The 23,690-nt window shown below is 51.5% G+C and carries 22 protein-coding genes and 1 pseudogene; 16 read left to right on the top strand and 7 right to left on the bottom strand.

The window, feature by feature from the left end; translation table 11 throughout:
• The first annotated feature begins 6 nt into the window (after positions 1-6).
• From serC to rfaE1, 11 genes are all read left to right on the top strand, one after another.
• Positions 7-1,110 (top strand): 3-phosphoserine/phosphohydroxythreonine transaminase, encoded by a 1,104-nt coding sequence (gene serC / locus UNDKW_RS17565; RefSeq protein WP_162059730.1) that lies wholly within the window; start codon positions 7-9, stop codon positions 1,108-1,110.
• A 309-nt stretch (positions 1,111-1,419) separates the two neighbouring features.
• Entirely contained in the window at positions 1,420-2,427 is a 1,008-nt protein-coding gene (pheA, locus tag UNDKW_RS17560) for a prephenate dehydratase (protein WP_232063023.1), read from the top strand.
• 7 nt (positions 2,428-2,434) lie between these two features.
• Entirely contained in the window at positions 2,435-3,343 is a 909-nt protein-coding gene (locus tag UNDKW_RS17555) for a prephenate dehydrogenase/arogenate dehydrogenase family protein (protein ID WP_162059729.1), read from the top strand.
• Between the two features lie 51 nt (positions 3,344-3,394).
• Positions 3,395-4,732, top strand: coding sequence for a 3-phosphoshikimate 1-carboxyvinyltransferase (aroA, locus tag UNDKW_RS17550; RefSeq protein WP_162059728.1), 1,338 nt, complete (start codon positions 3,395-3,397; stop codon positions 4,730-4,732).
• Between the two features lie 17 nt (positions 4,733-4,749).
• Positions 4,750-5,427, top strand: coding sequence for a (d)CMP kinase (gene cmk / locus UNDKW_RS17545; RefSeq protein WP_162059727.1), 678 nt, complete (start codon positions 4,750-4,752; stop codon positions 5,425-5,427).
• 151 nt (positions 5,428-5,578) lie between these two features.
• Complete coding sequence (gene rpsA, locus UNDKW_RS17540; protein WP_110257122.1) at positions 5,579-7,282, top strand: 30S ribosomal protein S1; 1,704 nt, start codon at positions 5,579-5,581, stop codon at positions 7,280-7,282.
• 23 nt (positions 7,283-7,305) lie between these two features.
• Positions 7,306-7,611, top strand: a complete 306-nt coding sequence (locus UNDKW_RS17535) for an integration host factor subunit beta (protein ID WP_110256992.1) — start codon at positions 7,306-7,308, stop codon at positions 7,609-7,611.
• A 167-nt stretch (positions 7,612-7,778) separates the two neighbouring features.
• Entirely contained in the window at positions 7,779-8,093 is a 315-nt protein-coding gene (locus tag UNDKW_RS17530; protein ID WP_162059726.1) for a lipopolysaccharide assembly LapA domain-containing protein, read from the top strand.
• A 121-nt stretch (positions 8,094-8,214) separates the two neighbouring features.
• Positions 8,215-9,390, top strand: a complete 1,176-nt coding sequence (gene lapB, locus UNDKW_RS17525; RefSeq protein WP_162059725.1) for a lipopolysaccharide assembly protein LapB — start codon at positions 8,215-8,217, stop codon at positions 9,388-9,390.
• 160 nt (positions 9,391-9,550) lie between these two features.
• Positions 9,551-10,924, top strand: coding sequence for a UDP-glucose/GDP-mannose dehydrogenase family protein (locus tag UNDKW_RS17520; RefSeq protein ID WP_162059724.1), 1,374 nt, complete (start codon positions 9,551-9,553; stop codon positions 10,922-10,924).
• 30 nt (positions 10,925-10,954) lie between these two features.
• Positions 10,955-11,893 (top strand): D-glycero-beta-D-manno-heptose-7-phosphate kinase, encoded by a 939-nt coding sequence (gene rfaE1, locus UNDKW_RS17515; protein ID WP_162059723.1) that lies wholly within the window; start codon positions 10,955-10,957, stop codon positions 11,891-11,893.
• 175 nt (positions 11,894-12,068) lie between these two features.
• Here the strand turns inward: rfaE1 and UNDKW_RS17510 are convergent, their stop codons facing one another.
• On the bottom strand, positions 12,069-12,872 hold the full coding sequence (locus tag UNDKW_RS17510; RefSeq protein ID WP_162059722.1) for a class III extradiol ring-cleavage dioxygenase: 804 nt from the start codon (positions 12,870-12,872) through the stop codon (positions 12,069-12,071).
• Between the two features lie 32 nt (positions 12,873-12,904).
• Complete coding sequence (locus UNDKW_RS17505) at positions 12,905-13,351, bottom strand: DoxX family protein (protein ID WP_162059721.1); 447 nt, start codon at positions 13,349-13,351, stop codon at positions 12,905-12,907.
• Between the two features lie 170 nt (positions 13,352-13,521).
• Between UNDKW_RS17505 and UNDKW_RS17500 the strand changes: the two genes are divergently transcribed.
• The 4 genes from UNDKW_RS17500 to UNDKW_RS17485 all read left to right on the top strand — a co-directional run bounded on the left by UNDKW_RS17500 (position 13,522) and on the right by UNDKW_RS17485 (position 16,598).
• Entirely contained in the window at positions 13,522-14,439 is a 918-nt protein-coding gene (locus UNDKW_RS17500; RefSeq protein ID WP_162059720.1) for a LysR family transcriptional regulator, read from the top strand.
• Positions 14,440-14,605: 166 nt separating this feature from the next.
• The gene (locus UNDKW_RS17495; RefSeq protein WP_162059719.1) at positions 14,606-15,067 is read left to right on the top strand and encodes a helix-hairpin-helix domain-containing protein; all 462 of its coding nucleotides are present in this window, start codon (positions 14,606-14,608) and stop codon (positions 15,065-15,067) included.
• 273 nt (positions 15,068-15,340) lie between these two features.
• Positions 15,341-16,243 carry a cysteine synthase CysM gene (cysM, locus tag UNDKW_RS17490; RefSeq protein WP_162059718.1) on the top strand — a complete coding sequence of 301 codons (903 nt, stop codon included), beginning with the start codon at positions 15,341-15,343 and terminating at the stop codon, positions 16,241-16,243.
• Positions 16,244-16,430: 187 nt separating this feature from the next.
• The gene (locus UNDKW_RS17485) at positions 16,431-16,598 is read left to right on the top strand and encodes a hypothetical protein (protein ID WP_162059717.1); all 168 of its coding nucleotides are present in this window, start codon (positions 16,431-16,433) and stop codon (positions 16,596-16,598) included.
• Between the two features lie 120 nt (positions 16,599-16,718).
• On the opposite strand, the gene UNDKW_RS17480 is transcribed toward UNDKW_RS17485, so the two are convergent.
• The 5 genes from UNDKW_RS17480 to UNDKW_RS17460 form a co-directional block, all read right to left on the bottom strand.
• Positions 16,719-17,018 (bottom strand): hypothetical protein, encoded by a 300-nt coding sequence (locus UNDKW_RS17480; protein WP_110257001.1) that lies wholly within the window; start codon positions 17,016-17,018, stop codon positions 16,719-16,721.
• A 335-nt stretch (positions 17,019-17,353) separates the two neighbouring features.
• Positions 17,354-18,499 (bottom strand): lytic murein transglycosylase B, encoded by a 1,146-nt coding sequence (gene mltB / locus UNDKW_RS17475; protein ID WP_370529140.1) that lies wholly within the window; start codon positions 18,497-18,499, stop codon positions 17,354-17,356.
• A 20-nt stretch (positions 18,500-18,519) separates the two neighbouring features.
• A complete protein-coding gene (locus UNDKW_RS17470; protein WP_162059715.1) occupies positions 18,520-20,532 on the bottom strand; it encodes a DUF3488 and transglutaminase-like domain-containing protein in 2,013 nt (670 codons plus the stop codon).
• The gene (locus UNDKW_RS17465; protein WP_162059714.1) at positions 20,529-21,512 is read right to left on the bottom strand and encodes a DUF58 domain-containing protein; all 984 of its coding nucleotides are present in this window, start codon (positions 21,510-21,512) and stop codon (positions 20,529-20,531) included. The genes UNDKW_RS17470 and UNDKW_RS17465 overlap by 4 nt, the downstream gene beginning before the upstream one ends.
• A 30-nt stretch (positions 21,513-21,542) precedes the next feature.
• Entirely contained in the window at positions 21,543-22,463 is a 921-nt protein-coding gene (locus tag UNDKW_RS17460) for a MoxR family ATPase (protein ID WP_162059713.1), read from the bottom strand.
• A 287-nt stretch (positions 22,464-22,750) separates the two neighbouring features.
• Here UNDKW_RS17460 and UNDKW_RS17455 point away from each other — a divergent pair.
• Positions 22,751-23,688 (top strand): annotated as a pseudogene (locus tag UNDKW_RS17455) (histone deacetylase family protein).
• Positions 23,689-23,690 lie beyond the last annotated feature (2 nt).

Below are 23,690 nucleotides of genomic sequence, written 5' to 3'. Positions count from 1 at the left end.
GCCATCATGACGACGATCTACAATTTCTCTGCGGGCCCGGCAGTATTGCCGAAAGAGGTGTTGCAGCAAGCCGCTGCCGAAATGCTGGACTGGCATGGCAGTGGCATGTCCGTCATGGAAATGAGCCACCGTGGGCCGGAATTCATGTCCATTATCGCTGCTGCACAAAGTGATTTGCGCGAGCTGCTGGCGGTGCCGGACAATTATAAAATCCTGTTCCTGCAAGGTGGTGGCCTGGGTGAAAATGCTATCGTTCCCATGAATCTGATGGGGCGCAAGCCGCAGCCGGCAACGGCTGATTTCATCCACACTGGCTCCTGGACTGGCAAGTCCATCAAGGAAGCAAAAAAATACGGCAATGTGAATGTCGCTGCTTCTGGCGAGGCCAGCGGGTTTACTACCATGCCACCACGCGATAGCTGGAAATTGACGCCAGGTGCAGCCTATGTGCATCTGTGCACCAATGAAACCATAGACGGTATCGAATACAATTTTGCTCCTGATATCGCCGCTGAAACTGGTGATGCGCCCATCGTTGCCGACATGTCTTCGCACATTCTGTCACGCGTGATTGATGTCTCCAAATACGGCGTCATCTTTGGTGGCGCGCAAAAGAATATCGGCCCTGCAGGTCTGACCATCGTCATTGTGCGTGAGGATTTGCTCGGCCATGCCTTGCCCATCTGCCCATCGGCTTTTGACTGGAAAATCGTTGCTGACAATGATTCTATGTATAACACCCCGCCAACCTATGCAATTTACATCGCTGGTCTGGTCTTCAAATGGCTGAAGCAGCAGGGCGGTGTGGCGGCGATGGAGCAAAAGAATATTGCCAAATCCAGCCTGCTGTATGAGTATCTGGACTCCACAGATTTTTATGAGAACAGAGTAGAAAAAGGCAGCCGTTCACGTATGAATGTGCCTTTTTACCTGAAAGATGAAAACCTGAATGCGGCATTCCTGGCAGAAGCCAAGGCGAATGGCCTGTTGCAATTGAAAGGCCATAAATCAGTAGGCGGCATGCGTGCCTCGATTTATAACGCCATGCCTATAGAAGGCGTACAGGCTCTGGTCAGTTTTATGCAGGATTTCGCCAAAAGAAATTCATAAAACCTGAGCTTAAAGACAGCATTTAAGATATACAGCGTCTGTTTTGTTTACTCTATAGACAGACGCCAATAACATTATTTTCATCATCAGCCCTTTCTGAGCATGGTACTCACCATCACCTGGAAACCGTGGCGCTGATGAACCAGGTCAAAAGTCTGGCGAAAAAAGCATATCCGGCATGACAGCCTTGCGCTACAGTATTGCTGCCTGCCCACACCCTATCAAACACGGTTTTTAGGTCATTATGAGCGACAATAAATTACTCCCCTGCGCATCAAGATTGATGCCATCGATGCACAAATCCTGGATTTGCTGAACCAGCGCGCCCGCGTGGCGGAAGAAGTTGGTCATGTCAAGGCAGAAACCAATGCGCCAGTGTTTCGTCCTGAGCGTGAAGCGCAAGTCTTGCGCGGCGTGGCGGAGCGCAATCCCGGCCCCTTGCTTAGCGATGATATACAACTGATCTTCCGCGAAATCATGTCAGCCTGCCGTGCGCTGGAGCGCCGCGTGGTCGTGGCTTTCCTTGGCCCTGTCGGCACCTTCAGCGAGCAGGCTGTCTATAAACAGTTTGGTCATGCCATCCAGCCCCTGCCTTGCGTATCTATTGATGAAGTTTTTCGTGCGACAGAAGCAGGCACGGCGGACTTTGGTGTCGTGCCTATCGAGAATTCATCCGAAGGCGCGATCAACCGTACCCTAGATTTGCTCTTGCAAACCAGCCTGGCCATCAGTGGCGAGCTGGCGATACCTGTACAACATAGCCTGATGAGCAAGTCTGGCAATATGGAAGGCGTCAGCCGCATCTGTGCCCACTCGCAAGCTTTGGCGCAGTGCCAGGCCTGGCTGAACCAGCATTTCCCGCATGTGGAAAGACATGCGGTGGCATCGAATGCAGAAGCAGCACGCATGGCCAGTGGTGATTACACCGTGGCAGCGATCGCCAGTGAAATCGCAGGTCACCAGTACAATCTGGGCATCGTCTCTGCCCACATCCAGGATGATCCGCATAACCGTACTCGTTTTGCCGTCATTGGTCGCCTGCATACCACGCCTAGTGGCAAGGACCAGACTTCCATCGTGCTGGCGACACCGAACAAGGCGGGTGCTGTCTATAACCTGCTGGCTCCGCTGGAAAAGCATGGTGTCTCGATGACGCGTTTTGAGTCGCGTCCCGCACGTACCGGCAATTGGGAATATTATTTCTATGTCGATGTAGAAGGCCATGTCATGGACGCCAAGGTGGCAGCCGCCATGGCCGAGTTGAATGATAAAGCGGCCTTCTTCAAGGTGCTGGGTTCTTACCCTTGTACAGTGTGAGTGCCTGATGCAAAAAGCTTTTCAACGCATAGCGATTTTTGGCGTAGGTTTGATTGGAGGTTCATTTGCCCTGGCTTTGAAAAAGGCAGGGGCAGTTGAGCAGATAGCCGGGGTAGGGCGCAGCCAGGCTTCACTGGAAAAAGCGCAGCAATTGGGCATCATCGATGAAATAGCCTTGAATGCCGAACAGGCACTGCGCAACTGCGACCTGGTACTGATAGCCGCGCCAGTGGCACAAACCGGCGCGATATTGAAGGCGATTTATCCGCACCTGCAGCCGGGTACGATAGTCACGGATGCGGGCAGTACCAAGGCCGATGTGGTGGCAGCCGCACGCGCCAGCCTGGGTGAAAAGATTGCGCAATTTGTACCTGCGCATCCAATTGCCGGACGTGAATTGAACGGGCCTGAGGCAGCACTGGTGGATTTGTATATTGGCAAAAAAGCCGTCATCACCCGCCTGCCAGAAAATACCGATGCTGACGTGGCGAGGGTGGCCTGGACATGGCAGCAATGCGGTGCCATCATCCATCATCTGGAGCCTGCTGCGCATGATGCTGTATTTGCTGCAGTCAGCCATTTGCCGCATTTGCTGGCTTATGCCTTGGTCGATGATATCGCCCGCAAGCCGCATGCAGATACCTTGTTCCAGTATGCTGCCAGTGGTTTTCGAGACTTTACCCGCATCGCTGGGTCATCACCGGAAATGTGGCGTGACATCAGTCTGGCGAACCGGGCTGCGATGTTGCAGGAATTGGATTCCTATACCGCCCGCCTGTCCATCTTGCGCCAGCATCTGGTGGATGCCGATAGTGAGGGTATAGAAGGTATTTACACCAATGCCCAGCGCGCGCGGCATAACTGGATCAGTGCCATTGAGGCAGCCGAAAAACAGCAGCGTGAAGGTGGAGATTGACAGGGCTTGTTGCTCTTCTCTGCATCGACAAACTCAAGATTGAATAAGACCATGACACAAGCAAGCAAACATTATCCGCACCACATCGATCTGCAACCTGTCATGCAGGTTCAGGGCGCAGTTAAATTACCTGGCTCCAAAAGCATTTCCAACCGTACCCTTTTGCTGGCGGCGCTGGCAGAAGGCAAAACTCAAATCATGGATTTGCTGGCATCGGATGACACCCTGGTCATGCTGAACGCCCTGACGCAATTGGGTGTTCACTGGGAGCAGGATGGCGAAAGCCAGAATTACACGGTAGACGGTGTAAAAGGCCACTTCCCCAAACACCAGGCAGACCTGTTCATGGGCAATGCCGGTACTGCGATACGCCCGCTGGTAGGTGCCCTGGCCGTGCTGGGTGGTGATTACACTATCCACGGCGTGCACCGCATGCATGAACGTCCTATCGGTGACCTGGTTGATGCACTGAATGAAGCTGGTGCGCAGATAGAATATACCGGCAATCCAGGTTACCCGCCTTTGCATATACGCCGTGGCCATGTTCACGCCCAGCGTTTGCAGGTCAAGGGCAATGTCTCCAGCCAATTTCTGACGGCCTTGCTGATGGCTGCACCTTTGATGGCGCGCGAGCATGATGTGACGATAGAAGTGATAGGTGAGCTGATTTCCAAGCCTTATATAGAAATCACCCTGAACCTTATGCAAAAATTTGGCGTGACGGTAGAGCGTGATGGCTGGCAGGCTTTTACTGTCACAAAAGGCCAGCATTATGTGTCGCCTGGTGTTATCCACGTCGAAGGTGATGCTTCATCTGCTTCCTACTTCCTGGCAGCAGGTGCCATCGCTGGCGGCCCTATCCGTGTAGAAGGTGTAGGCAAGTCCAGCATACAGGGCGATGTGCGCTTTGCCGAGGCATTGGAAAAAATGGGTGCAACCATCACCCGTGGTGATAACTGGATAGAGGCCACTTCGAATGGGGTCTTGCAAGCCATAGATATGGATTTTAACCATATCCCCGACGCTGCCATGACGATTGCGGTAGCCGCACTATATGCCAATGGCACCACGACCCTGCGCAATATTGCCAGCTGGCGCGTTAAGGAAACCGATCGCCTGTCTGCCATGGCAACAGAATTGCGCAAGCTTGGGGCAATAGTGGAAGAGGGCGCAGATTATATGACGGTCACACCGCCCGAGCATATCCTGCCTGCAACTATCGATACTTACGATGATCACCGCATGGCCATGTGCTTCTCTTTGGCCAGCCTCGATGGCCGGGCCCGCAGAGGTGCTACTATGCGCATCAATGATCCAAAATGCGTGGCCAAGACCTTCCCAGATTACTTTGAAGTCTTTGCCAAGATTAATCACCGAGATTTGTTTTAAAGGTTTTTATTGTTTCTATGACTACACGTAGTCCTGTTATCACGATAGACGGCCCTACCGCATCCGGTAAGGGCACGGTGGCACACAGGGTGGCCAAGCATCTGGGTTTTCATTACCTCGATTCTGGTGCCCTGTACCGCCTGACTGCCTTGATGGCCACCCGCCATGGCATCGCTCTGGATGATGAAACTACCATTGCCAGCATGGCAAGGACCCTGCCTTGCCGTTTTGTTCACGGCCATGTTTTTCTGGAAGATGCGGATGTCACCGATGCCGTAAGGGCAGAAGAGGTTGGCGTAGCCGCTTCCCGTATTGCTGTTTTGCCGGCAGTGCGTCAGGCCCTGGTTGATTTGCAGGTGGCTTTTCGCTATACACCCGGCCTGGTGGCTGATGGGCGCGACATGGGGACGGTGATCTTCCCCGATGCCAGCTTAAAAGTTTTCTTAACAGCAAGTGCTGAGGCGCGCGCAAGCCGTCGATATAAGCAATTGATTGAAAAGGGAATTTCTGCTAATATGGAAAACTTGGTAAAAGATTTGATGGAACGTGATGCGAGAGATAGTGCCCGCAGCACAGCGCCGCTCAAGCCCGCACCAGACGCGATCATCCTGGATACATCTGAATTAACTGCTGAAGAAGCGGTCAATAAAGTTCTGGTCTGGTATGCGCAAACACAGACAAACAACACTATATAAGTAAGTATTTAAGTATCTGGTGAAGTTTGCAGGTGTCGTTTCAAGTGCCTTTATTGACGCAAGGTTAATAAAGGGATGTTCAACCTAACCCGGTAAATAGTGCCTTTTGCACCGTTCCGGCTAACTTGTAAATACTATGTCTACTGTTTTCATGTCCCAAGATTTCGCAACCGGTGCAGATAGCTTCGCAGCTTTGTTCGAAGAATCCCTGTCACGTCAGGATATGCGTTCCGGTGAAGTGATTTCTGCTGAAGTCGTCCGTATCGACCACAACTTCGTGATCGTTAACGCTGGCTTGAAGTCTGAAGCCTTTATTCCTGTTGAAGAATTCAAAAACGACCAGGGCGACCTGGAAGTTAATATCGGCGATTTCGTTTCCGTGGCGATTGATTCGCTGGAAAACGGCTTCGGCGACACAATTTTGTCCCGTGACAAAGCTAAACGTCTGGCCTCCTGGCTCGCGCTGGAAAAAGCGCTGGAGTCTGGCGAGATCGTTACTGGTACAGTAAATGGCAAAGTCAAAGGTGGTCTGACTGTTCTGACGAACGGCATCCGCGCTTTCTTGCCAGGTTCTTTGGTTGATACACGCCCAGTTAAGGATACAACTCCTTACGAAGGCAAAACCATGGAATTCAAAGTGATCAAGCTCGACCGCAAACGTAACAACGTTGTGCTGTCCCGCCGCGCTGTTGTTGAAGCGTCCATGGGCGAAGAGCGTCAAAAACTGATGGAAACCCTGAAAGAAGGCACAGTGGTTACTGGTGTTGTTAAAAACATCACTGACTACGGCGCGTTCGTTGATCTGGGTGGCATCGATGGCTTGTTGCACATCACCGACCTGGCATGGCGTCGTGTACGTCACCCTTCCGAGGTGTTGACAGTTGGTCAGGAAATCACTGCAAAAGTATTGAAATTCGACCAAGAGAAAAACCGTGTTTCCCTGGGCGTAAAACAATTGGGCGACGACCCATGGACAGGTTTGTCCCGTCGTTACCCAGCGAACACACGTCTGTTCGGTAAAGTAACGAACCTGACCGACTACGGCGCGTTCGTTGAAGTCGAGCAAGGTATCGAAGGTCTGGTTCACGTTTCCGAAATGGACTGGACGAACAAAAACGTTGCTCCAAACAAAGTTGTTCAATTGGGCGACGAAGTTGAAGTCATGGTTCTGGAAATCGACGAAGAACGTCGTCGTATCAGCCTGGGCATGAAACAGTGCAAAGCCAATCCTTGGGATGATTTCGCGATCAACCACAAGAAAGGTGACAAAGTTCGCGGCGCGATCAAGTCCATCACTGATTTCGGCGTATTTATCGGTTTGTCTGGCAACATCGACGGTCTGGTACATTTGTCTGACCTGTCCTGGAATGAAACAGGCGAAGAGGCAGTACGTCGCTTCAAGAAAGGTGACGAACTGGAAGCCATCGTTCTGGCAATCGACGTTGAGCGTGAGCGCGTTTCCCTGGGCGTTAAGCAACTGGAAGGCGACCCATTCAATAACTACTGCGCAATGAACGACAAAGGTGCAGTTGTTACTGGTACAGTTAAATCCGTTGAAGCCAAAGGCGCAGTAATCCAGTTGGCAGACGACGTTGAAGGCTACCTGCGTGCATCCGAAATCTCCCGCGACCGCGTGGAAGATGCTGGTACACACCTGAAAGTCGGCGACACAGTTGAAGCCCTGGTATTGAACATCGACCGCAAAGCTCGTGGTATCCAATTGTCTATCAAAGCTAAAGATAGCGTTGAAACACAAGAAGCTATGCAAAAAATGTCCACTACTGATTCCAACGCAGCATCCGGCACAACCAGCCTGGGCGCTTTGTTGAAAGCCAAGCTCGACAATAAAAACTAAGATTAAGTCATAAGGTTTTTACTATGACTAAGTCGGAGCTGATAGCTCGTCTGGCAGAGCGATATCCGCAACTGGTAGCTAAAGATGTGGATATCGCTGTTAAAACCATACTGGACGCAATGTCGGATGCCCTGGCAACAGGGCAACGCATAGAAATCCGCGGTTTTGGCAGCTTTGCACTGAACAGTCGTCCACCACGGATAGGTCGTAATCCCAAGTCCGGTGACAAGGTGATGGTCCCTGAAAAACGGGTGCCGCACTTTAAGCCAGGCAAGGAGTTGCGCGAACGTGTTGATGCCATGGTGGGGCAACCGATACACGATGACTAAGTCAGGCTGACTGGTTGTTGAGCTCGGAATGTTGAGCCTATTAGATGACGCAAAGATAAAAACGGCATATCGGTTTTCCGATATGCCGTTTTTTTTCAGTACAATGCTCTTTTCGGGATAAATTGCTTCATTGACGATTTTTCCGCTTATCCATCAAGGATGCATACATGAAATATATTTCAAGATTTTTCGCCATCGTGCTGTTTATCCTGTTCTTTGGCTTTGCCTTGAAAAACGACCAGATAGTCACGCTGCAATATTTCTTTGGCTATCAACAATCTGCGCCACTGGTGATCATGCTGCTGGCTTTTTTTGCCGGCGGTGCTACGCTGGGCGCACTGGCCATGGTGCCCATGGTATTCCGCCACAGACGTGATCTGCACAAGCATAAAAAGACCCTGGCAGAAATTGAAAAAGAACGTGAAGCCGCACAAAGGGCCAGCACACAAGCGCCCCAGCCTGATAGCATTCGCAATATCTGACACGTGTGGGCGCAGCTTTCAGTACATTGGGACCTGCGAACAAAGATAGGTTAAAGACATATCGGCAATTCAGGCTTTGCATCTGAACTGACATTGTTCTCAACAATAAGAAGAAATACACATGGAATTTGAAATTTGGTGGCTGCTAGGCATACCCTTATTCTTTACCCTGGGCTGGAGTGCTGCGCGTATCGATATACGCCAGTTGATTTCTGAGTCCCGCAGCCTGCCGCGTGGCTATTTCAAGGGCTTGAATTTCCTGCTGAACGACCAGCCAGACAAGGCTATTGACGCCTTTATCGACATCGTCAGGCTGGATCCTGAGGCGGTAGATTTGCATTTCGCCCTCGGTAACCTGTTCCGCCGCCGTGGTGAGACTGAACGCGCTATCCGCGTGCATCAAAACCTGCTGGCCAGGCCAGACCTGCCCACAGAGCAAAAAACCCAGGCCATGTATGAACTTGGGCAGGATTACCTGAAAGCCGGTCTGCTTGACCGTGCTGAAGAAACCTACAACCTGCTCGTCAACAGCCCGTTTGAAGCCCAGGCCCGGCGTGCCTTGCTGGAAATTTACCAGCGAGAAAAAGAATGGGCGCGTGCGATTGAGGCAGCCAATGCCTTGCAGGAATGCGGCGCCGGTGGCCGTCAAAAAGAAATCGCCCAGTTCTATTGCGAAATTGCACAGGATGAGCTGGTGCATACCAACACCGATGCGGCCCTGGCCAATCTGGAAAAAGCACTGGCGGCAGACCGTAATAATGTACGCGCCATTATCCTCATGGGTGATGTGTATATGGCCAATGGCGACACTGAGATAGCGCTGGCTACCTGGCGCCGGGTAGAGCAGCAAAGCGTGCCGCATGTGGCACTGGTGGCGCAGCGTCTGATGGATGCATACCGCAAGCTCGACAAGTCGCAGGAGGGCTTGAACCTGCTCAAGAACTACCTTGCCGAAGCACCGTCGATAGATTTGCTGGAAGTCGCCTTCAAGGCCACACTGGAGCTGGAAGGTATAGAAGCCGTCAATAGCCTGGTCAGTGAAGAATTGCGCCGCACCCCAACCCTGCTGGGCCTGGATAAATTGCTGGATGGCCGCATCATGGTGGTACCGCCTGAAGTCAGGCCTGAACTGGCCATCATCAAGAACCTGGTACATGGCTATGCACAAAAACTGGCGCGCTATCAGTGTTCCAATTGCGGTTTCAAGGCCAGGCAGTTTTACTGGCATTGTCCTGGCTGCAGTAAGTGGGAAACTTATCCGCCACGTCGGACAGAAGAGCTGAACGTCATGAATTAATGAACTCTGTCATGCCTGCGCAGACTGATTTGCACAAGGCTTCAGGGATACTCGTTAAGTGAAAAAAGAATCTTGAATAAGGGCTGTGATCTGAAATTCTATGTGGATGACTGGATACTCAGATGTACAGAATGACTTATTTTTATTTGGTGATCAAAAAATGAAAATCACAATTATTGGTACAGGTTATGTCGGTCTGGTCACAGGTGCCTGTCTGGCTGAATTGGGTAATGACGTATTTTGCCTCGATGTCGATCAGCGCAAGATTGATATCCTCAATAATGGCGGTATCCCTATCCATGAGCCGGGCCTGGAAGAAATCGTTGCGCGCAATCGCGCTGCAGGCCGCATACAGTTTTCTACCGATGTCGAAGCCAGCGTCAAGCACGGTGATGTGCAATTCATCGCGGTCGGCACGCCACCGGATGAAGATGGTTCTGCTGATTTGCAATATGTCGTGGCTGCGGCAAAAAATATCGGCAAGTACATGACGAACTTCAAGGTAGTTGTTGATAAATCTACCGTGCCTGTGGGTACCGCAGACCGCGTCAGCGCTGCCATCGCTGCTGAATTGACGGCACGATCAGTGACGGCAGAGTTCTCGGTAGTTTCCAATCCAGAATTTTTGAAAGAAGGCGCAGCAGTAGAAGACTTCATGCGCCCTGACCGCATCGTCATCGGTTGCGACCAGACACCGCAAGGTGAAAAAGCCCGCAGCCAGATGAAGAAGCTGTATGCGCCTTTCAACCGCAACCATGAGCGCACTTACTGGATGGATGTGCGTTCAGCAGAGTTTACCAAGTATGCAGCGAATGCCATGCTGGCCACCCGGATCTCTTTCATGAATGAGCTGGCGAATCTGGCTGATCATGTTGGTGCTGATATTGAGGCGGTGCGACACGGCATAGGCTCTGACCCGCGCATAGGTCACAGCTTTTTGTATGCAGGCTGCGGTTATGGTGGTTCCTGCTTCCCCAAGGATGTGCAGGCGCTGGAGCGTACTGCCCAGGACCATGGTTTGAATCTCCTCATCCTGCAGGCAGTGGAAGCAGTCAATGCACGCCAAAAGCAGGTACTCGGCAACAAGATACAGCAACGCTTTGGTGAAAACCTTAGTGGCCGTCATTTCGCCATCTGGGGCCTGGCATTCAAGCCGAATACCGATGATATGCGTGCAGCTTCTTCACGCGTCTTGCTGGGTGAATTATTACGCGCAGGTGCGACTGTGGCAGTGTATGACCCAGTCTCCATGCAGGAAGCCAAGCGCGTATTTGAACTGGATTTCTACGATGCGCCAGAATTGCTGGCATCTATACGTTATGCCGCCAACCCCATGGATGCACTGCTTGAAGCCGACGCGCTGGCGATTGTCACAGAATGGAAGGCCTTCCGCAGCCCTGACTTTGATGAAGTCAAGGCACGCCTGAAACAACCAGTGGTGTTTGATGGCCGCAATCTGTTTGAACCCACTGTCATGACCGAACTCGGCATTGAATACCACGGCATAGGCCGTTCCGTATTGACGAATAAATGACAAATAAATGACGAACAAATAATGCAGAATATGGATGCAAAAAAAAATACAGCAATGAAGCGTATTCTGGTCGCTGGCGATGTCATGCTCGACAGATACTGGTTCGGCGAAGTTAACCGCATTTCACCAGAAGCACCTGTGCCTATCGTGCGCGTGGAAAAAAGTGAAGAACGCCTTGGCGGCGCAGCCAACGTGGCCCGCAATGCCGTCGCCCTGGGCGTGCAGGCTGCCTTGATGGGTGTCATCGGTGACGATGATGCAGGCAATAGCATGGAGCGCCTGCTGAAGACTTCAGGCATAGAAGCCTACCTCAGCCGTGACCAGCAAATCTCTACCATCATCAAGCTGCGCGTCATCGGCAGGCAGCAGCAGTTGCTGCGCATCGATTTTGAAGAGCGCCCGACTGAACATGTCTTGCGCGACAAACTGAATCGCTTTAATTCTTTGCTGACTGGTTATGATGTCGTCGTCTTGTCCGACTATGCCAAGGGCAGCCTGGTGAACGTCAGCGCGATGATCGCTGCGGCCAAGGCAGCAGGCAAGATCGTGCTGGTCGATCCCAAGGGCAGCGACTTCAAGCGCTATGCTGGTGCCAGCCTCCTGACACCAAACAAGTCTGAGTTAAAGCAGATCATCGGTGACTGGTCAAATGAAGAGGAACTGACATCCAGGGCGCAGCAACTGCGCGCAGATTTGCAGATCGATGGTTTGCTGCTGACCCGCTCAGAAGAAGGCATGACCCTGTTCACTGCCGATGGCGTGACCCATGTACCAGCGATGGCGCGTGAAGTATTTGATGTCTCTGGTGCCGGTGATACCGTCATCGCCACCATGGCCGTCATGCTGGCGCAGGGCAAATCCATGCAAGAGGCGGTAGTGATTGCCAATCGAGCTGGAGGGATTGTGGTCGGTAAGCTTGGTACGGCAACCGTGACCCAGGAAGAACTGTTTCCTGCTGCTGCAAGCTGAGTTATTGCATTGCTTGTAAAAGGGGCTGAGACAAATCTCAGCCAGTTTTCTTATTAGGACTTACGCAAAATCGTCCCAGCAGGGCGCAGCGACGAAGACAGTACGAATGTACGGCTCGGAGCAGCAACGCAACTGGGCCGGTTTTGCATCAGTCCTACTTATCTTGTTTCAGGCTTCAGGCAATTGTGCCAAAGCGAAAGCTCGATGCGACCATACCACCAAATACATTTTCCTCATGATAAATGCAGGCGCCTGCATCGTTCTGTGCGGCACCAACGGCCACCATCAGTGGTAGTAAATGATCTTCCCTGGGGTGGGCGATACGTGCTGCTGGCGCCTTTGTCCAGTTGACCAAGTGCCTGACTCTGTCTTCTGGGCTGGATTCCAGCAGAATATTTTGCAGCCATTCGTCGAATAGGGAGGATGGCTCTTTGGCCTGTGGTCCCATATACCGCAGATTGTGATAACTGAGCCCGCTGCCTATGATCAGTACGCCTTCATCCCGCAAAGGTGCCAGCGCACGTCCCAAGGCCAGATGTTCTGCCGGGTCCAGTCCGGCTCTGAGCGATACCTGAACGACCGGCATCTGTGCGTCCGGATACATCACCGCCAATGGTGCAAAAGTGCCATGATCGAAACCGCGTCTGGCATCTGCCTGTGTCGGCAAGCCAGCGGCTTTCAGCATGCCCATCACCTGCTCTGCCAATTCAGGTAAACCGGGAGCAGGATAGCTAACTTTGTAAGTATGGGCAGGAAAGCCTCCATAGTCATATACCATCGGCGGTTGTGGATTGCTCATGACGCGGAAGCCAGCTTCTTCCCAATGGGCCGAGATCATCAGCAAGGCCTTTGGCACTTGTGGCAACTGACGTGGGATATCCACCAGAGAAGCCTCCAGGATGTGCATCTGGGCGCGCAAGTCATCCATGTACGGCCAGGGGCCACCGCCATGAGAAATAAAATAAGTAGGTAGACGCATGTTTGAAAATTCAAAGTTTCTGCAAAAATTTCTTAATTGCGTGGCAGGATGGGCACACGTTTCCCACGGCCCCATAGTACAAATGCACACAATGCCAATAAAACAAAGTTCATCGGTAATACCATCAATTCACCACGTGAGGTGTGAAAAATGACTGCAAACACTTGGAGCACGATGCTGGCTGCAGTTGCCACTATCCCCAGTCCAGGCAGTATGCGTGTCAGTGACGGTAACAACATTCCCAATCCGCCTGCCAGGTCAATCAGGCCGATGATGCGTACAAAGCTCTCAGAATATTGACCAGTCCAGGGCATCATCTGGCTAAGTGCGGCTATAGGGGTGGTGAGTTTTGTCAGCCCTGCACCACAAAACACAAATGCGAGTAATACTTGTGCTATCCATAGACTAATTTTTAGTGCTTTGCTGGCCGCGATGGGCTTGTCGGTTTGGGTGAAAGAATTGGAAGTATTGGTCGTCATGTCTGGCTCCATTTTGAAAAAATGTTGATCCTGCTGGTGACGGAAACTAAGGCCTAGCTCCGATGTTGAGGATCATAATGTTTCCCAATTCGGAAATCGATGGTGGTAAAGTCATTGATTCATTTCCAAAATAGGCAACATTGATCACGAACATCGGATGGAGGTACCGCATGGATGAACTTGAACTCAATGGCATCAGGGTTTTTCGCGAAATCATCGAGTCGGGCAGTTTTACCGCTGCCGCTGACAGGTTGGGCATGGCTGCACCCATGGTCAGCAAGCATGTTGCGAGGCTGGAGCGCAAACTGGGTGCCCGACTATTGAATCGCAGCAGTCGCAGCATGAGCCTGACTGAAGCTGGCAAAACCTTTTATGAGCAAGGTCGGCAGGCGCTGGATATTCTGGATGCGGCTGTGGCCGCCGTGGCACATGACAGTGGCCCGCCGCGTGGTGAATTGAAAATCAGCGCCCCGGTCTGGTTCGCCACACCCAGATTCGCTAGTCTGCTGACGGAATTTCGTCAAACATACCCGGAAATACGACTCGACCTGTATCTCGATAATCACATGGTGGATTTGGTGGCTGATGGCTTTGACCTGGCGCTGCGCGCAACGGCAGAGCCATCGGCTAACCTGATTGCGAGACAGCTTTGTACCACACATTTTTATTTAGTCGCGACACCAGCGTATCTGCGCATGCTGAAGGCTGCCGCCGACCCGGCAGAATCATTGACAGTCGCAACAATTTTCCCCAACTATTTGCAACTGGAACGGCTGAAGCTCTCAATCATGGCTGGTTCCATCCCGCTGAAACTGGATGCAGTCATGAAATCCAGTGATACCACAATGAGCTACCATTGTGTGTTGGCTGGTATGGGGGCCGCTTTCCTCCCGGCCTGGCTGGTGGCCAGTGATCTGGAATCCGGACGCCTGCTTCAAGTTAACAACCACGAACCTGGGTTTGCCAGTCATTTGTTCGCTGTGTACACGAGTCGACGTCAGATGCCGCCCAAGTTACGCTGCTTTATTGATTTTCTTATCGAGAAATTAAGCGATCAGCAACCGGACGGATTTGCAATATTCAAATAAACCCTTTTGCAGGCCATATCCCTGAAAGAAATCTGTGAAATACTTGTCAACGACTTGCAACTTGCATCGTTGGTATACCTACAGGAATGGAACTCAAACCGGACTGTGGCTGAATAAAAATAGTTGTCCAATTCAATGTTTGTTCAATTTAAGAGGGAGTATTCGCATGATTAAGAAATTGATGTTTGCTATGCTGGCTTTGTTGGCTGCTACTGGTTTTGCATTCGCCGATGTCGATGTCAATAAAGGTGACCAGGCCGCACTCGATGGTATCAAGGGCATAGGCCCAGCCAAATCCAAGGCCATCATCGAAGAACGTACCAAGAACGGTGCCTTCAAGGATTGGGCAGATTTTGAAAGCCGTGTCAAAGGCATAGGCGAAAAAAGCTCCACTAAATTGTCTGAAGCAGGTTTGACTGTCAATGGCCAGGCTAAACCTGGTGCAGCAGCAAAACCAGCGGCCAGCGCAGCTCCTGCCAAAGGTGCAAAAGCAGATAAAGCTGCAGCGAAGGCAGAGAAAGCAGAAAAACCTGCGCCAGCAGCGTCTGCAACAGCAGCACCAGCGTCAACAGCGGCACCAAAAGCTTCTGCTGCGGCATCTGCAGCTTCCAAGGCCAGCGCAAAATAAGTCTGATTCTTCAGTTCTTTTGTTGAACTGACAGTTTCACAAAACCCCGGAAGTGATTCCGGGGTTTTTTATTAGCTTATTTAAATTCTGTATAAGCCTGATTGGTGCTTGCGAGTGGGTTGCAAAGGCTTGATTTGTCTATGAGAAGCTGATTTTTATCAGCCTTTGCGGGGTGTTTTTCAAACAAAGTGCTTGCTTATGCGGCAAGCGTCTTAAGGTAACTGCGTTTAGAATAAGACTTTGTCTTTTTAAGCTGTTGTTAAGCTGTTTATCATGACCTATCTGACCATCGAAGACACCATAGGCAATACACCGCTCGTTAGATTGCAGCGCATACCCGGTGATGAAAACCGGCGCCGCAACAATATCATCCTGGGCAAACTGGAAGGGAATAATCCCGCTGGTTCTGTCAAGGACAGGCCTGCCTTATCCATGATCAAGAGGGCAGAAGAACGTGGCCGCATCAAACCTGGTGATACTTTGATCGAGGCCACCAGCGGCAATACCGGCATTGCCCTTGCCATGGCTGCTGCCATGCGTGGTTACAAGATGATCTTGCTGATGCCAGAAAACCTGAGCATAGAGCGTCGCCAGAGCATGGCTGCTTACGGGGCGCAAATCATGCTGACTCCCAAGACCGGCGGCATGGAATATGCGCGTGACCTGGCAGAGCAAATGCAGGCAGAAGGGCAGGGTGTGATACTCGACCAGTTCGCCAATCCGGATAATCCGCTCGCGCACTACGAAGCCACAGGGCCAGAAATCTGGCGCGACACCAAGGGCCAGGTCACCCACTTTGTCAGCGCCATGGGAACTACCGGTACCATCATGGGGGTATCTGCTTATCTGAAGGAGCAGAATCCACAGATACGCATCGTCGGTGCACAGCCGGAAGAGGGTTCGCAGATACCAGGCATACGCAAATGGCCAGAGGCTTACATGCCCAAGATTTTTGATAAAGCCAGAGTTGATCAGGTGGAGTCAGTCACGCAGGCTGATGCTGAACAAATGGCCCGCAGGATGGCCGTGGAAGAGGGCATATTTTGTGGTATTTCTGCCGCAGGTGCTTGCGAAATCGCTTTGCGTATCGCCCAGACGGTAGAAAACGCCACAATAGTCTTCGTTGTTTGTGATCGTGGCGACCGGTATTTATCGACAGGTGTGTTTCCAGCCTGAGCAGTCGCATCATAGCGAGTGCCGCCCCGCACTCGTTGATTGAGCCAAAGATGTGGCTTGCTGATGTAATTGCAGGCATGACCGAGTGGATAGCGTGTATATCTTGCAGGTGCAGGTGCAAGTGACAGGACTAAGGCATACAGCTAAGTTATATAGCTACTCACATCGCTACTCATATAGCCAGATCATGAAGGGCACTGCTAGATGTGATGAACTGGCCAAGGCGAGCGGTTTGGCTGCTGCCATTCGTGCACGCATTGTCATGGCGCTCTGCCATGGAAATCTCCAGGCACTCAATTTATTGCACTTCTCCGGCAGCTTTACATCAAGCTGTCATAAATCCGGCGCACAATAAAAACAAGAAAAAAAATACCGAAATCACGCTTGTGGCGCATTTTCGGTATTTTTCAATGTAGCAGTTTTCCTGACAACCCGAAGGTCAAACAGGCCAGCAAGCACTGATCAAATTAAAGACTTATGCTGCGTCTTTTGGTTTGAATTGCTTGTCGCTGATACGGAATTTCGCACGACGGTCGCCCATCAATTCGCGCAATTCTTTGATGCTGACATCGCTGATTTCATGCATGCGGATCAGCAGTGATGCGCCGACCGGCAGGCGACGATGCCTGATTTTACTGATTACTGGTGGTGCCACTTCCAATGCTCTGGAGAGTGCTGCATCATTTTTCAAATGCAATTGCTTGATCAGAGTATCCAACAGATTGTTAGGATCATAGTCGATTTCATCGGATTCAAGCTGGGTCAAATTTGCCATAATTACCTCGCTGTGTAGTTTATTGACGCTTAATTAGTTGCCTCAATAAAAAATTAATCAAACGGTAATATTGTATCTTTAAAATATAATTTGCTTGTCAGAAAAATAGCAAACCATTGTTAAATCTCTTGACACTTTGCTTAGTTAAGAAGTAAATGTGTCAACTAGATAACAACACTTTAGTTTAGAAAATACTGAATGGCAATGTTTATTCCAGTAATTAGTTACTAGAATAACATAAATTAACAATTTTATTTGGTTTATTAAAATCTGTTAAATTGCGAGCTTCTTCTTCCATCACTCTGTGATGCGGCGTTAAACACATTAAGTGAGAATTATTTTTGTCTGGCCAAGGCAATGACGCGACCCAGATCATAGACTGACATTGCATAAAAATAACTGCGGTTATACAAGGTAATCGCGTAAAAATTTTCTGTTGCAAACCAGTACTCTGTTGCGTCATTGCCATTTTGCAGATCGACAAGCCCATAGGGGATATTTGTTGGTGCATCGCTACTGGCTGTTGTCGCGATGGCTTTTAAGTCCTGCAACTGATAGCTGGCCTGCAAACCTTTGCCCAAGACCGTGCTGAGTTGCTCACTTTTTTCGCTCACGACCAGGGTAGCGGGAAATGCCACGGGCAGATTGCGCTTCCAGCCATGTACTGCCAGATAATGGGCGACACTGCCTATCGCATCCACCGGTGAATCTGTCAGGTTGATTTTGCCGTCACCATCAAAATCCACTGCATATTTCCTGATGCTGCCAGGCATGAATTGAGGCCAGCCTATCGCGCCTGCGTAAGAGCCTTTAAACACAAAAGGATCAAGCGAGGCTTCCCTGGACATCAGCAACATGTTTTCCAGCTCCCCCCGGAAGAATTGCATGCGTGCATCGCGCGTTGGCGTGTCGGGATAATCAAAGGCCAGCGTAGTCAGCACATCCATGACGCGAAAGCCGCCAGTCTGCTTGCCAAAGATGGTTTCTACACCAATCAGGCCAACGATAATTTCTGGTGGCACGCCATATTCCTGCTCGGCTTTGGCGAGGGCATCGGCATATTTATCCCAAAAAGCGACGCCGGCTTCAATACGGTAAGGCTCGACAAAGCGGGCGCGGTAGGCTTTCCAGTTCTTGGGTTTACCTGCCGGAGCAGGGCGCATCAGTTGCCTGGCGGTTTCTATGTATCTGGCTTGCTTGAAGATGGCTTTCAATTCTGCTTCGGTATAGCCATGCTTGCTGACCATTTCCGAGATGAAGCTGGATACTTCCTTCCATTGCTCAAAATGGCTTTCATCTTTTTTTGCCTTGGCAGCCGGGGCAGAACTGGCTGCTGCCGTGCTGCTTACAGGCTTTTTCACATGTTTTTTTTCTGTTGCATGTGCTTCGCCCGAGGTGAGCAGGGCGACTGCGATAATGAGTGAGTAGATGCTATTTAGCAGGATGCCTGGCTGGCGTGATGCGTGGGATGTCAGAGAGATCAAAATACGTCTATTAATAATTAGCGGCATGCTGCCAGCAAGGTTTTCAAACGCCGGATCAGTGTACTTTCCGGACCTGGGTCTTTGCCGTAGCGGGCACTTGCGTACAGTGTCAGAAAACGCTCGGCATTTTCAAATTCAGCTGCGGGCAGGCTGTTGCGCAATCTTTCCAGATAGGTTTTTGGTCCTTCGTGCAAAGCGCGTGCTGCGGTCTTTTTTTCCATCTTGCGACAGAAAGAAAAGTATACCTTATCAAGCGCTGTGATACGTGGCCGGTTGCGAATTAAGGGCAGGGAGATCAGGCCTAGTATCAGGCTGGTGGCAATAAAGAACAACAAGGTCAGTTGTGCCCAGTCTACCTTCATGAAGCCCAGGGAGTTCAACAGGCTCCTCTGGGTATTCTGGTTGTAATTCAATACCCATTGATTCCAGGAGTTATTGACGGCGCTCCATTGCATGCGCACCTGGTTGAAAAAGGAAATTCCATTCGGGCTCAGGTTCATGAGGCCCACCAGGCCCTGGCGCGGTACGGCATAATTGAGTGAGCGCTGCACCCTTTCTGGGGCTACGGCTGCCGTCGGATCTATCCTGATCCAGCCTTTGCCTTCCAGCCAGACTTCGGCCCATGCATGCGCGTCGGACTGGCGTATCTCTATATAGCCATCGACCGAATTCAGGTTGCCACCCTGATAGCCGGCAATGACCCGTGCCGGAATATTGGCGGCTCGCATCAGCAGGACAAAGGCACTGGCATAGTGTTCGCAAAAACCAGCCTTGGTATCGAACAGGAATTCATCGGCACTATTCCTGCCCAGCCGCGGTGGTTCCAGGGTGTAGGAATAGGCTTCACGGCGGAAGTAGTTCAGTATGGCCCAGATCAACTGCATATCATCGGGATATTGTTGTCTCAGCGTCGCAGCAAAAGCCAGGGTGCGTGGATTGTAGCCTTCAGGCAGTTTCAGCGAATCGGCCACCATTTCCCGGTTGCTCCCGGCTTCCAGGGCATAGCTGGTATACGACTCTATCGTGTATTTGAGTCTGTCATTGGTGACTTGCTCGCGCCGGGTTTCCATCAGTCTGTTGATGATGGCAACGGTACCGGTATTGGTTTCCAGCTCGGGTTTGCCAGCGGGCATGTCGAGTGCAAACAGCCAGTTTTGCCCATTTGCTTCCAGTGTGATTTCCTGGCGTATGGCCTGGCCGCCATACTTAATCCAGTTTTTGTCCTGGTCAGTTTTATAGGAAGACCTTTTTTCTTCCTGTGACCAGCTGCGTCCGTCGAATTTATTCATGACGATACCACGCCAGTAAAGCTGGGGTTTGGCCGGGATGAATTTGTCGAACTTGACGCGAAAGGCAATTTCTTCAGATTGTGCCAGTTCGCTGATATTCCCTGGCGACATTGAGTTTGACAGACCACTGCGGCCAGATTGTGCATCACCTGGTAGCCCCCACAATGGCCCCTGTATGCGCGGGAACAGCACAAAAGCGATGATGGTCAGAGGAATTGCCAGCCCCAGTATGCCGGCACCAAGCTTGAGCCTTTGCAGTAAGGGCGGCACTAAGCCCGTGTAATGGAAGGATAGCTGTGCTGTCAATAACAGGCACAGGCCTGTCAATGTCAGTATCGCAGCAAAGATGCTCTGCTGATAAAAGAAACTCGTCAGTAACAGGAAAAAGCCAAGAAAAATCACCACGAACAAATCTCTCTTGGCGTGCATTTCCAGCAGCTTGCAGGTCAGCAGCAAGACCAGCATGGTGACGCCAGCTTCCCGGCCAAAAAAAGTCCTGTGCGTCAGATAAACCCCGGCCATCATCATCATAGCAACTGGTAGCAGCAGCCAGGCAGGGGGCAGGCGGCGTCCGCTCAGGGTCAGCCATCCACGCCAGGTCAATAGCAGGACGCAAGAGGCATTCACCCACCATTTGACATGGTCAGCATGTGGTAACAACACGAAGGCGCAGGCAAAGATCAACAGCAGGGTATCTGCTTTGTCGCGTGACAATATGGTGCGGAAGACTGGCAATTTCATGATGCTGGTATCTCGTAGAGCGCCAGTGCGCGCAGGCAGGCCTCACAATGCTCTGGCCCTGTGGTGGGCGGATAATGTGTTTGCGCCAGCCTGAAACCATAAGTCAGGCCGCGCTGGTCGGCTTCCAGTACCCAGCTGGTCAGGCGTGACAGTTTTAGTTCTGTATCCAAATTCCGGGGTAGTGCGGCAAAGTCCAGCATGACATCGCTGCCAGAGCCTCCGGCGAATTGCTTGGTCACCAGTGAACCTCCCAGTGCTGTATCGACTTTGGCAATCTGTTTCCAGGCTAGGTGTTTCATGGGGTCGCCAGGCTGATAGGCACGCACACCGGCAAAATCTTCGTCACCGGCATGGCCTGGTGCTTCTGTCTTTTGCCCGGCACCTGACATGGGCAGGGGTGGTGGATTTGCCTCTGGTTGCGGATAGACCAGCGCATTGGCATCTGGCAGCCAGGTGCTCCAGGCGCGTAACAGGCCCAGCGGGTAACTGGTCTGCAAACGGATTCTGGGTATCGCCTGCAAACCCCTGTTCGTCGTCGGATAGCTGAGCTGCACGGCAATGCGGCTGTCGGCGGCAATATCAACAAATTTTTCCGGATGGCCTATTTCAGCAAACCCCACGCTGATGGCGTAGCGCGGATGAGTGCGGCGGTTGATCAGATACACCGTATATTCGGTTTCTTCACCCGCAAAGACCGCCCGGGCCGAACCTGGCAGCAAGTGCAGGTAGGCCAGGTTGCGAAAGCCATAAAACACATTGACCAGGGCAACGCCACCCAATACATAAGTCAGGCCAAAGCCCAGATTCAGGCTGTAATTGGTCGCTGCCAAAAACATCAGCAGCAAAAGGACGACATATACCAGCCCGGGTTTGCTGGGCAGGGTGAATACCCGCCGCTGATTCAGGAACACTTCACCGCTTTCTGGCTTATGCTCCAGAAAAACGATCTTGCGCAGTCTTTTTTTAAGCGATGTGAACATGATGCTGTGCTTGATCTATGGCTGTGCAGTTCAGACGCTGACGCGTTTCATCAATTGCGCCAGTAATTCGCTGCTGGCACTGACTTTGCCCGTCATTGACTTCAAGGGACGCAGCCTGTGCGCAATGACGGGTATCAATACCGCCTGCACATCTTCAGGCAGGACGTGGTCACGGCCTTCCATGGCAGCCCAGGCGCGTGCAGCCTGCAATAGAGCGATAGAGGCACGCGGGCTCATGCCTTCGGCAAATAAATCGCCCTGACGTGTTGCATGAGCCAGTGATTGCACGTAGTCGATCAGCGCGGTAGACGTGTGGATTTTCTTCAGTTGCTGCTGGGCTTCCATCAATTCTTCCGGCTGCATGACGGCGGGCAATTGCGCCAGCAGGCTGCGTCTGTCTTCACCCAGCAAAAGGGCACGTTCTGCTGCCGCATCGGGGTAACCGAGTGACAGACACATCAAAAACCTGTCCAGTTGCGACTCAGGCAGGGCAAACGTACCTACCTGATGCGCTGGATTTTGGGTGGCGATGACAAAGAAAGGTGAGGGCAGGTTGCGCGTTTGCCCTTCTACCGAAACTTGCCTTTCTTCCATGGCTTCCAGCAATGAGGATTGTGTTTTTGGCGTAGCGCGGTTGATTTCATCTGCCAGCAGGACCTGGGAAAACACTGGGCCGGGATGAAAGACAAATTGTGATTTTTCCCTGTCAAAAATCGAAATACCGACCACGTCTGCTGGCAGCAGGTCACTGGTAAATTGCAGACGGTTGAATTTCAGGCCCAGGGATATCGCCAGCGCATGTGCCAGTGTGGTTTTGCCTACGCCAGGCAAATCTTCTATCAGCAAGTGCCCACCCGCCAGCAAACAGACCAGAGCCTGCCTGATCTGCTGTTCCTTGCCTATGATGACGCTATTGACCTGTTTTGCTACTTTATGTACTTTGGAAAACATGTTCTTCCTTACTGAGCGATATTTATTGTTGCCTGAAAATCATGATGGTTCAAGCCAGAATGAGCTGACCATGTACATGAATTGTCAAATTTCTGTGCCCACAGTGTAAACCGAAATGTGAAAAACTGTTGCCCATAGTGAAAAGATTCAGACAGACGGATTTGCAAAATCAGGCAAATAGGGTGAAACTGATAGCAAGACGGATAAGATAAACAGAACTGAGATCACTCATACTGCGCTGGCAAGCTAATGCCGGACTGGTTTTGTGGCAGTTCTGGCACAGAGACATGACAACTGCGTATTTCACCCATGCTGACTGCAAACGCCATGAAATGGGCTCATGGCACCCGAATCACCCGAGCGTCTGCAAGCCATAGACGATCAACTGATCGCCAGCCGTATCAGCAACTTGCTGGACCATCGCGAAGCACCTCCGGCGACGGAAGCCGATCTTGCGCGCGTGCATACTGCCGACGCCATTTACCGCATACGGGAAAACTGCCCCTCAGAGCGCTCCGACTACAGCCATTTCCCGCTGGATGCAGATACATCACTGAATGCTTACACCTGGCGTGCCTCCCTGCGTGCCGCCGGTGCTGCTGTAGCGGCAACCGATGCCGTGCTTGATGGTGAAGTGGAAAATGCATTTTGTGCGATACGCCCGCCAGGACACCATGCGACCCCCAGTGAAGCCATGGGTTTTTGCATGTTCAATAATGTTGCTGTCGCGGCCAAGCATGCATTGGAGGTACGCGGTCTGAAGCGTATTGCCATTGTTGATTTTGATGTCCATCACGGCAATGGCACGGAAGAAGCATTCAGGGATGACGGGCGCGTGCTGATGGTCAGTTTTTTCCAGCATCCGTATTACCCCTATACCGGCACTGAGCACCCGGCCAGCAATATGGTGAATATTCCAGTTCCGGCACACAGTTATGGCGATGTCGTGCGTCAGTTGATTAATGAGCAGTGGTTGCCCGCATTGCGCGAGTTTGAACCAGAAATGATCTTTATTTCTGCCGGTTTCGATGCCCACCGTGAAGATGACATGGGACAATTGGGTCTGGTCGAGGCCGATTATGCGTGGATCACTAAAGAAATCATGAAGATAGCCCAGGAGTTTTCGAACAAACGCATCGTCAGTTGTCTGGAAGGGGGCTATAACCTGTCTGCTTTGGGGCGCAGCGTGGTGGCTCACCTCAAAGTCCTGGCAGACCTGGATTGAGC

This window comes from Undibacterium sp. KW1 (assembly GCF_009937955.1).
Lineage (GTDB): Bacteria > Pseudomonadota > Gammaproteobacteria > Burkholderiales > Burkholderiaceae_D > Undibacterium.
This window is presented reverse-complemented; position numbering and strand designations above follow the sequence as displayed.

Coding starts and splice junctions, on each gene's coding strand:
- UNDKW_RS17495 (WP_162059719.1), top strand. CDS start 14,606: ATGATTAAGAAATTGATGTTTGCTATGCTGGCTTTGTTGGCTGCTACT.
- UNDKW_RS17505 (WP_162059721.1), bottom strand. CDS start 13,351: ATGACGACCAATACTTCCAATTCTTTCACCCAAACCGACAAGCCCATC.
- serC (WP_162059730.1), top strand. CDS start 7: ATGACGACGATCTACAATTTCTCTGCGGGCCCGGCAGTATTGCCGAAA.
- UNDKW_RS17460 (WP_162059713.1), bottom strand. CDS start 22,463: ATGTTTTCCAAAGTACATAAAGTAGCAAAACAGGTCAATAGCGTCATC.
- UNDKW_RS17485 (WP_162059717.1), top strand. CDS start 16,431: ATGAAGGGCACTGCTAGATGTGATGAACTGGCCAAGGCGAGCGGTTTG.
- UNDKW_RS17535 (WP_110256992.1), top strand. CDS start 7,306: ATGACTAAGTCGGAGCTGATAGCTCGTCTGGCAGAGCGATATCCGCAA.
- cysM (WP_162059718.1), top strand. CDS start 15,341: ATGACCTATCTGACCATCGAAGACACCATAGGCAATACACCGCTCGTT.
- UNDKW_RS17465 (WP_162059714.1), bottom strand. CDS start 21,512: ATGTTCACATCGCTTAAAAAAAGACTGCGCAAGATCGTTTTTCTGGAG.
- UNDKW_RS17470 (WP_162059715.1), bottom strand. CDS start 20,532: ATGAAATTGCCAGTCTTCCGCACCATATTGTCACGCGACAAAGCAGAT.
- UNDKW_RS17555 (WP_162059729.1), top strand. CDS start 2,435: ATGCAAAAAGCTTTTCAACGCATAGCGATTTTTGGCGTAGGTTTGATT.
- rfaE1 (WP_162059723.1), top strand. CDS start 10,955: ATGGATGCAAAAAAAAATACAGCAATGAAGCGTATTCTGGTCGCTGGC.
- cmk (WP_162059727.1), top strand. CDS start 4,750: ATGACTACACGTAGTCCTGTTATCACGATAGACGGCCCTACCGCATCC.
- aroA (WP_162059728.1), top strand. CDS start 3,395: ATGACACAAGCAAGCAAACATTATCCGCACCACATCGATCTGCAACCT.
- UNDKW_RS17510 (WP_162059722.1), bottom strand. CDS start 12,872: ATGCGTCTACCTACTTATTTTATTTCTCATGGCGGTGGCCCCTGGCCG.
- UNDKW_RS17530 (WP_162059726.1), top strand. CDS start 7,779: ATGAAATATATTTCAAGATTTTTCGCCATCGTGCTGTTTATCCTGTTC.
- rpsA (WP_110257122.1), top strand. CDS start 5,579: ATGTCCCAAGATTTCGCAACCGGTGCAGATAGCTTCGCAGCTTTGTTC.
- UNDKW_RS17520 (WP_162059724.1), top strand. CDS start 9,551: ATGAAAATCACAATTATTGGTACAGGTTATGTCGGTCTGGTCACAGGT.
- UNDKW_RS17500 (WP_162059720.1), top strand. CDS start 13,522: ATGGATGAACTTGAACTCAATGGCATCAGGGTTTTTCGCGAAATCATC.
- UNDKW_RS17480 (WP_110257001.1), bottom strand. CDS start 17,018: ATGGCAAATTTGACCCAGCTTGAATCCGATGAAATCGACTATGATCCT.
- lapB (WP_162059725.1), top strand. CDS start 8,215: ATGGAATTTGAAATTTGGTGGCTGCTAGGCATACCCTTATTCTTTACC.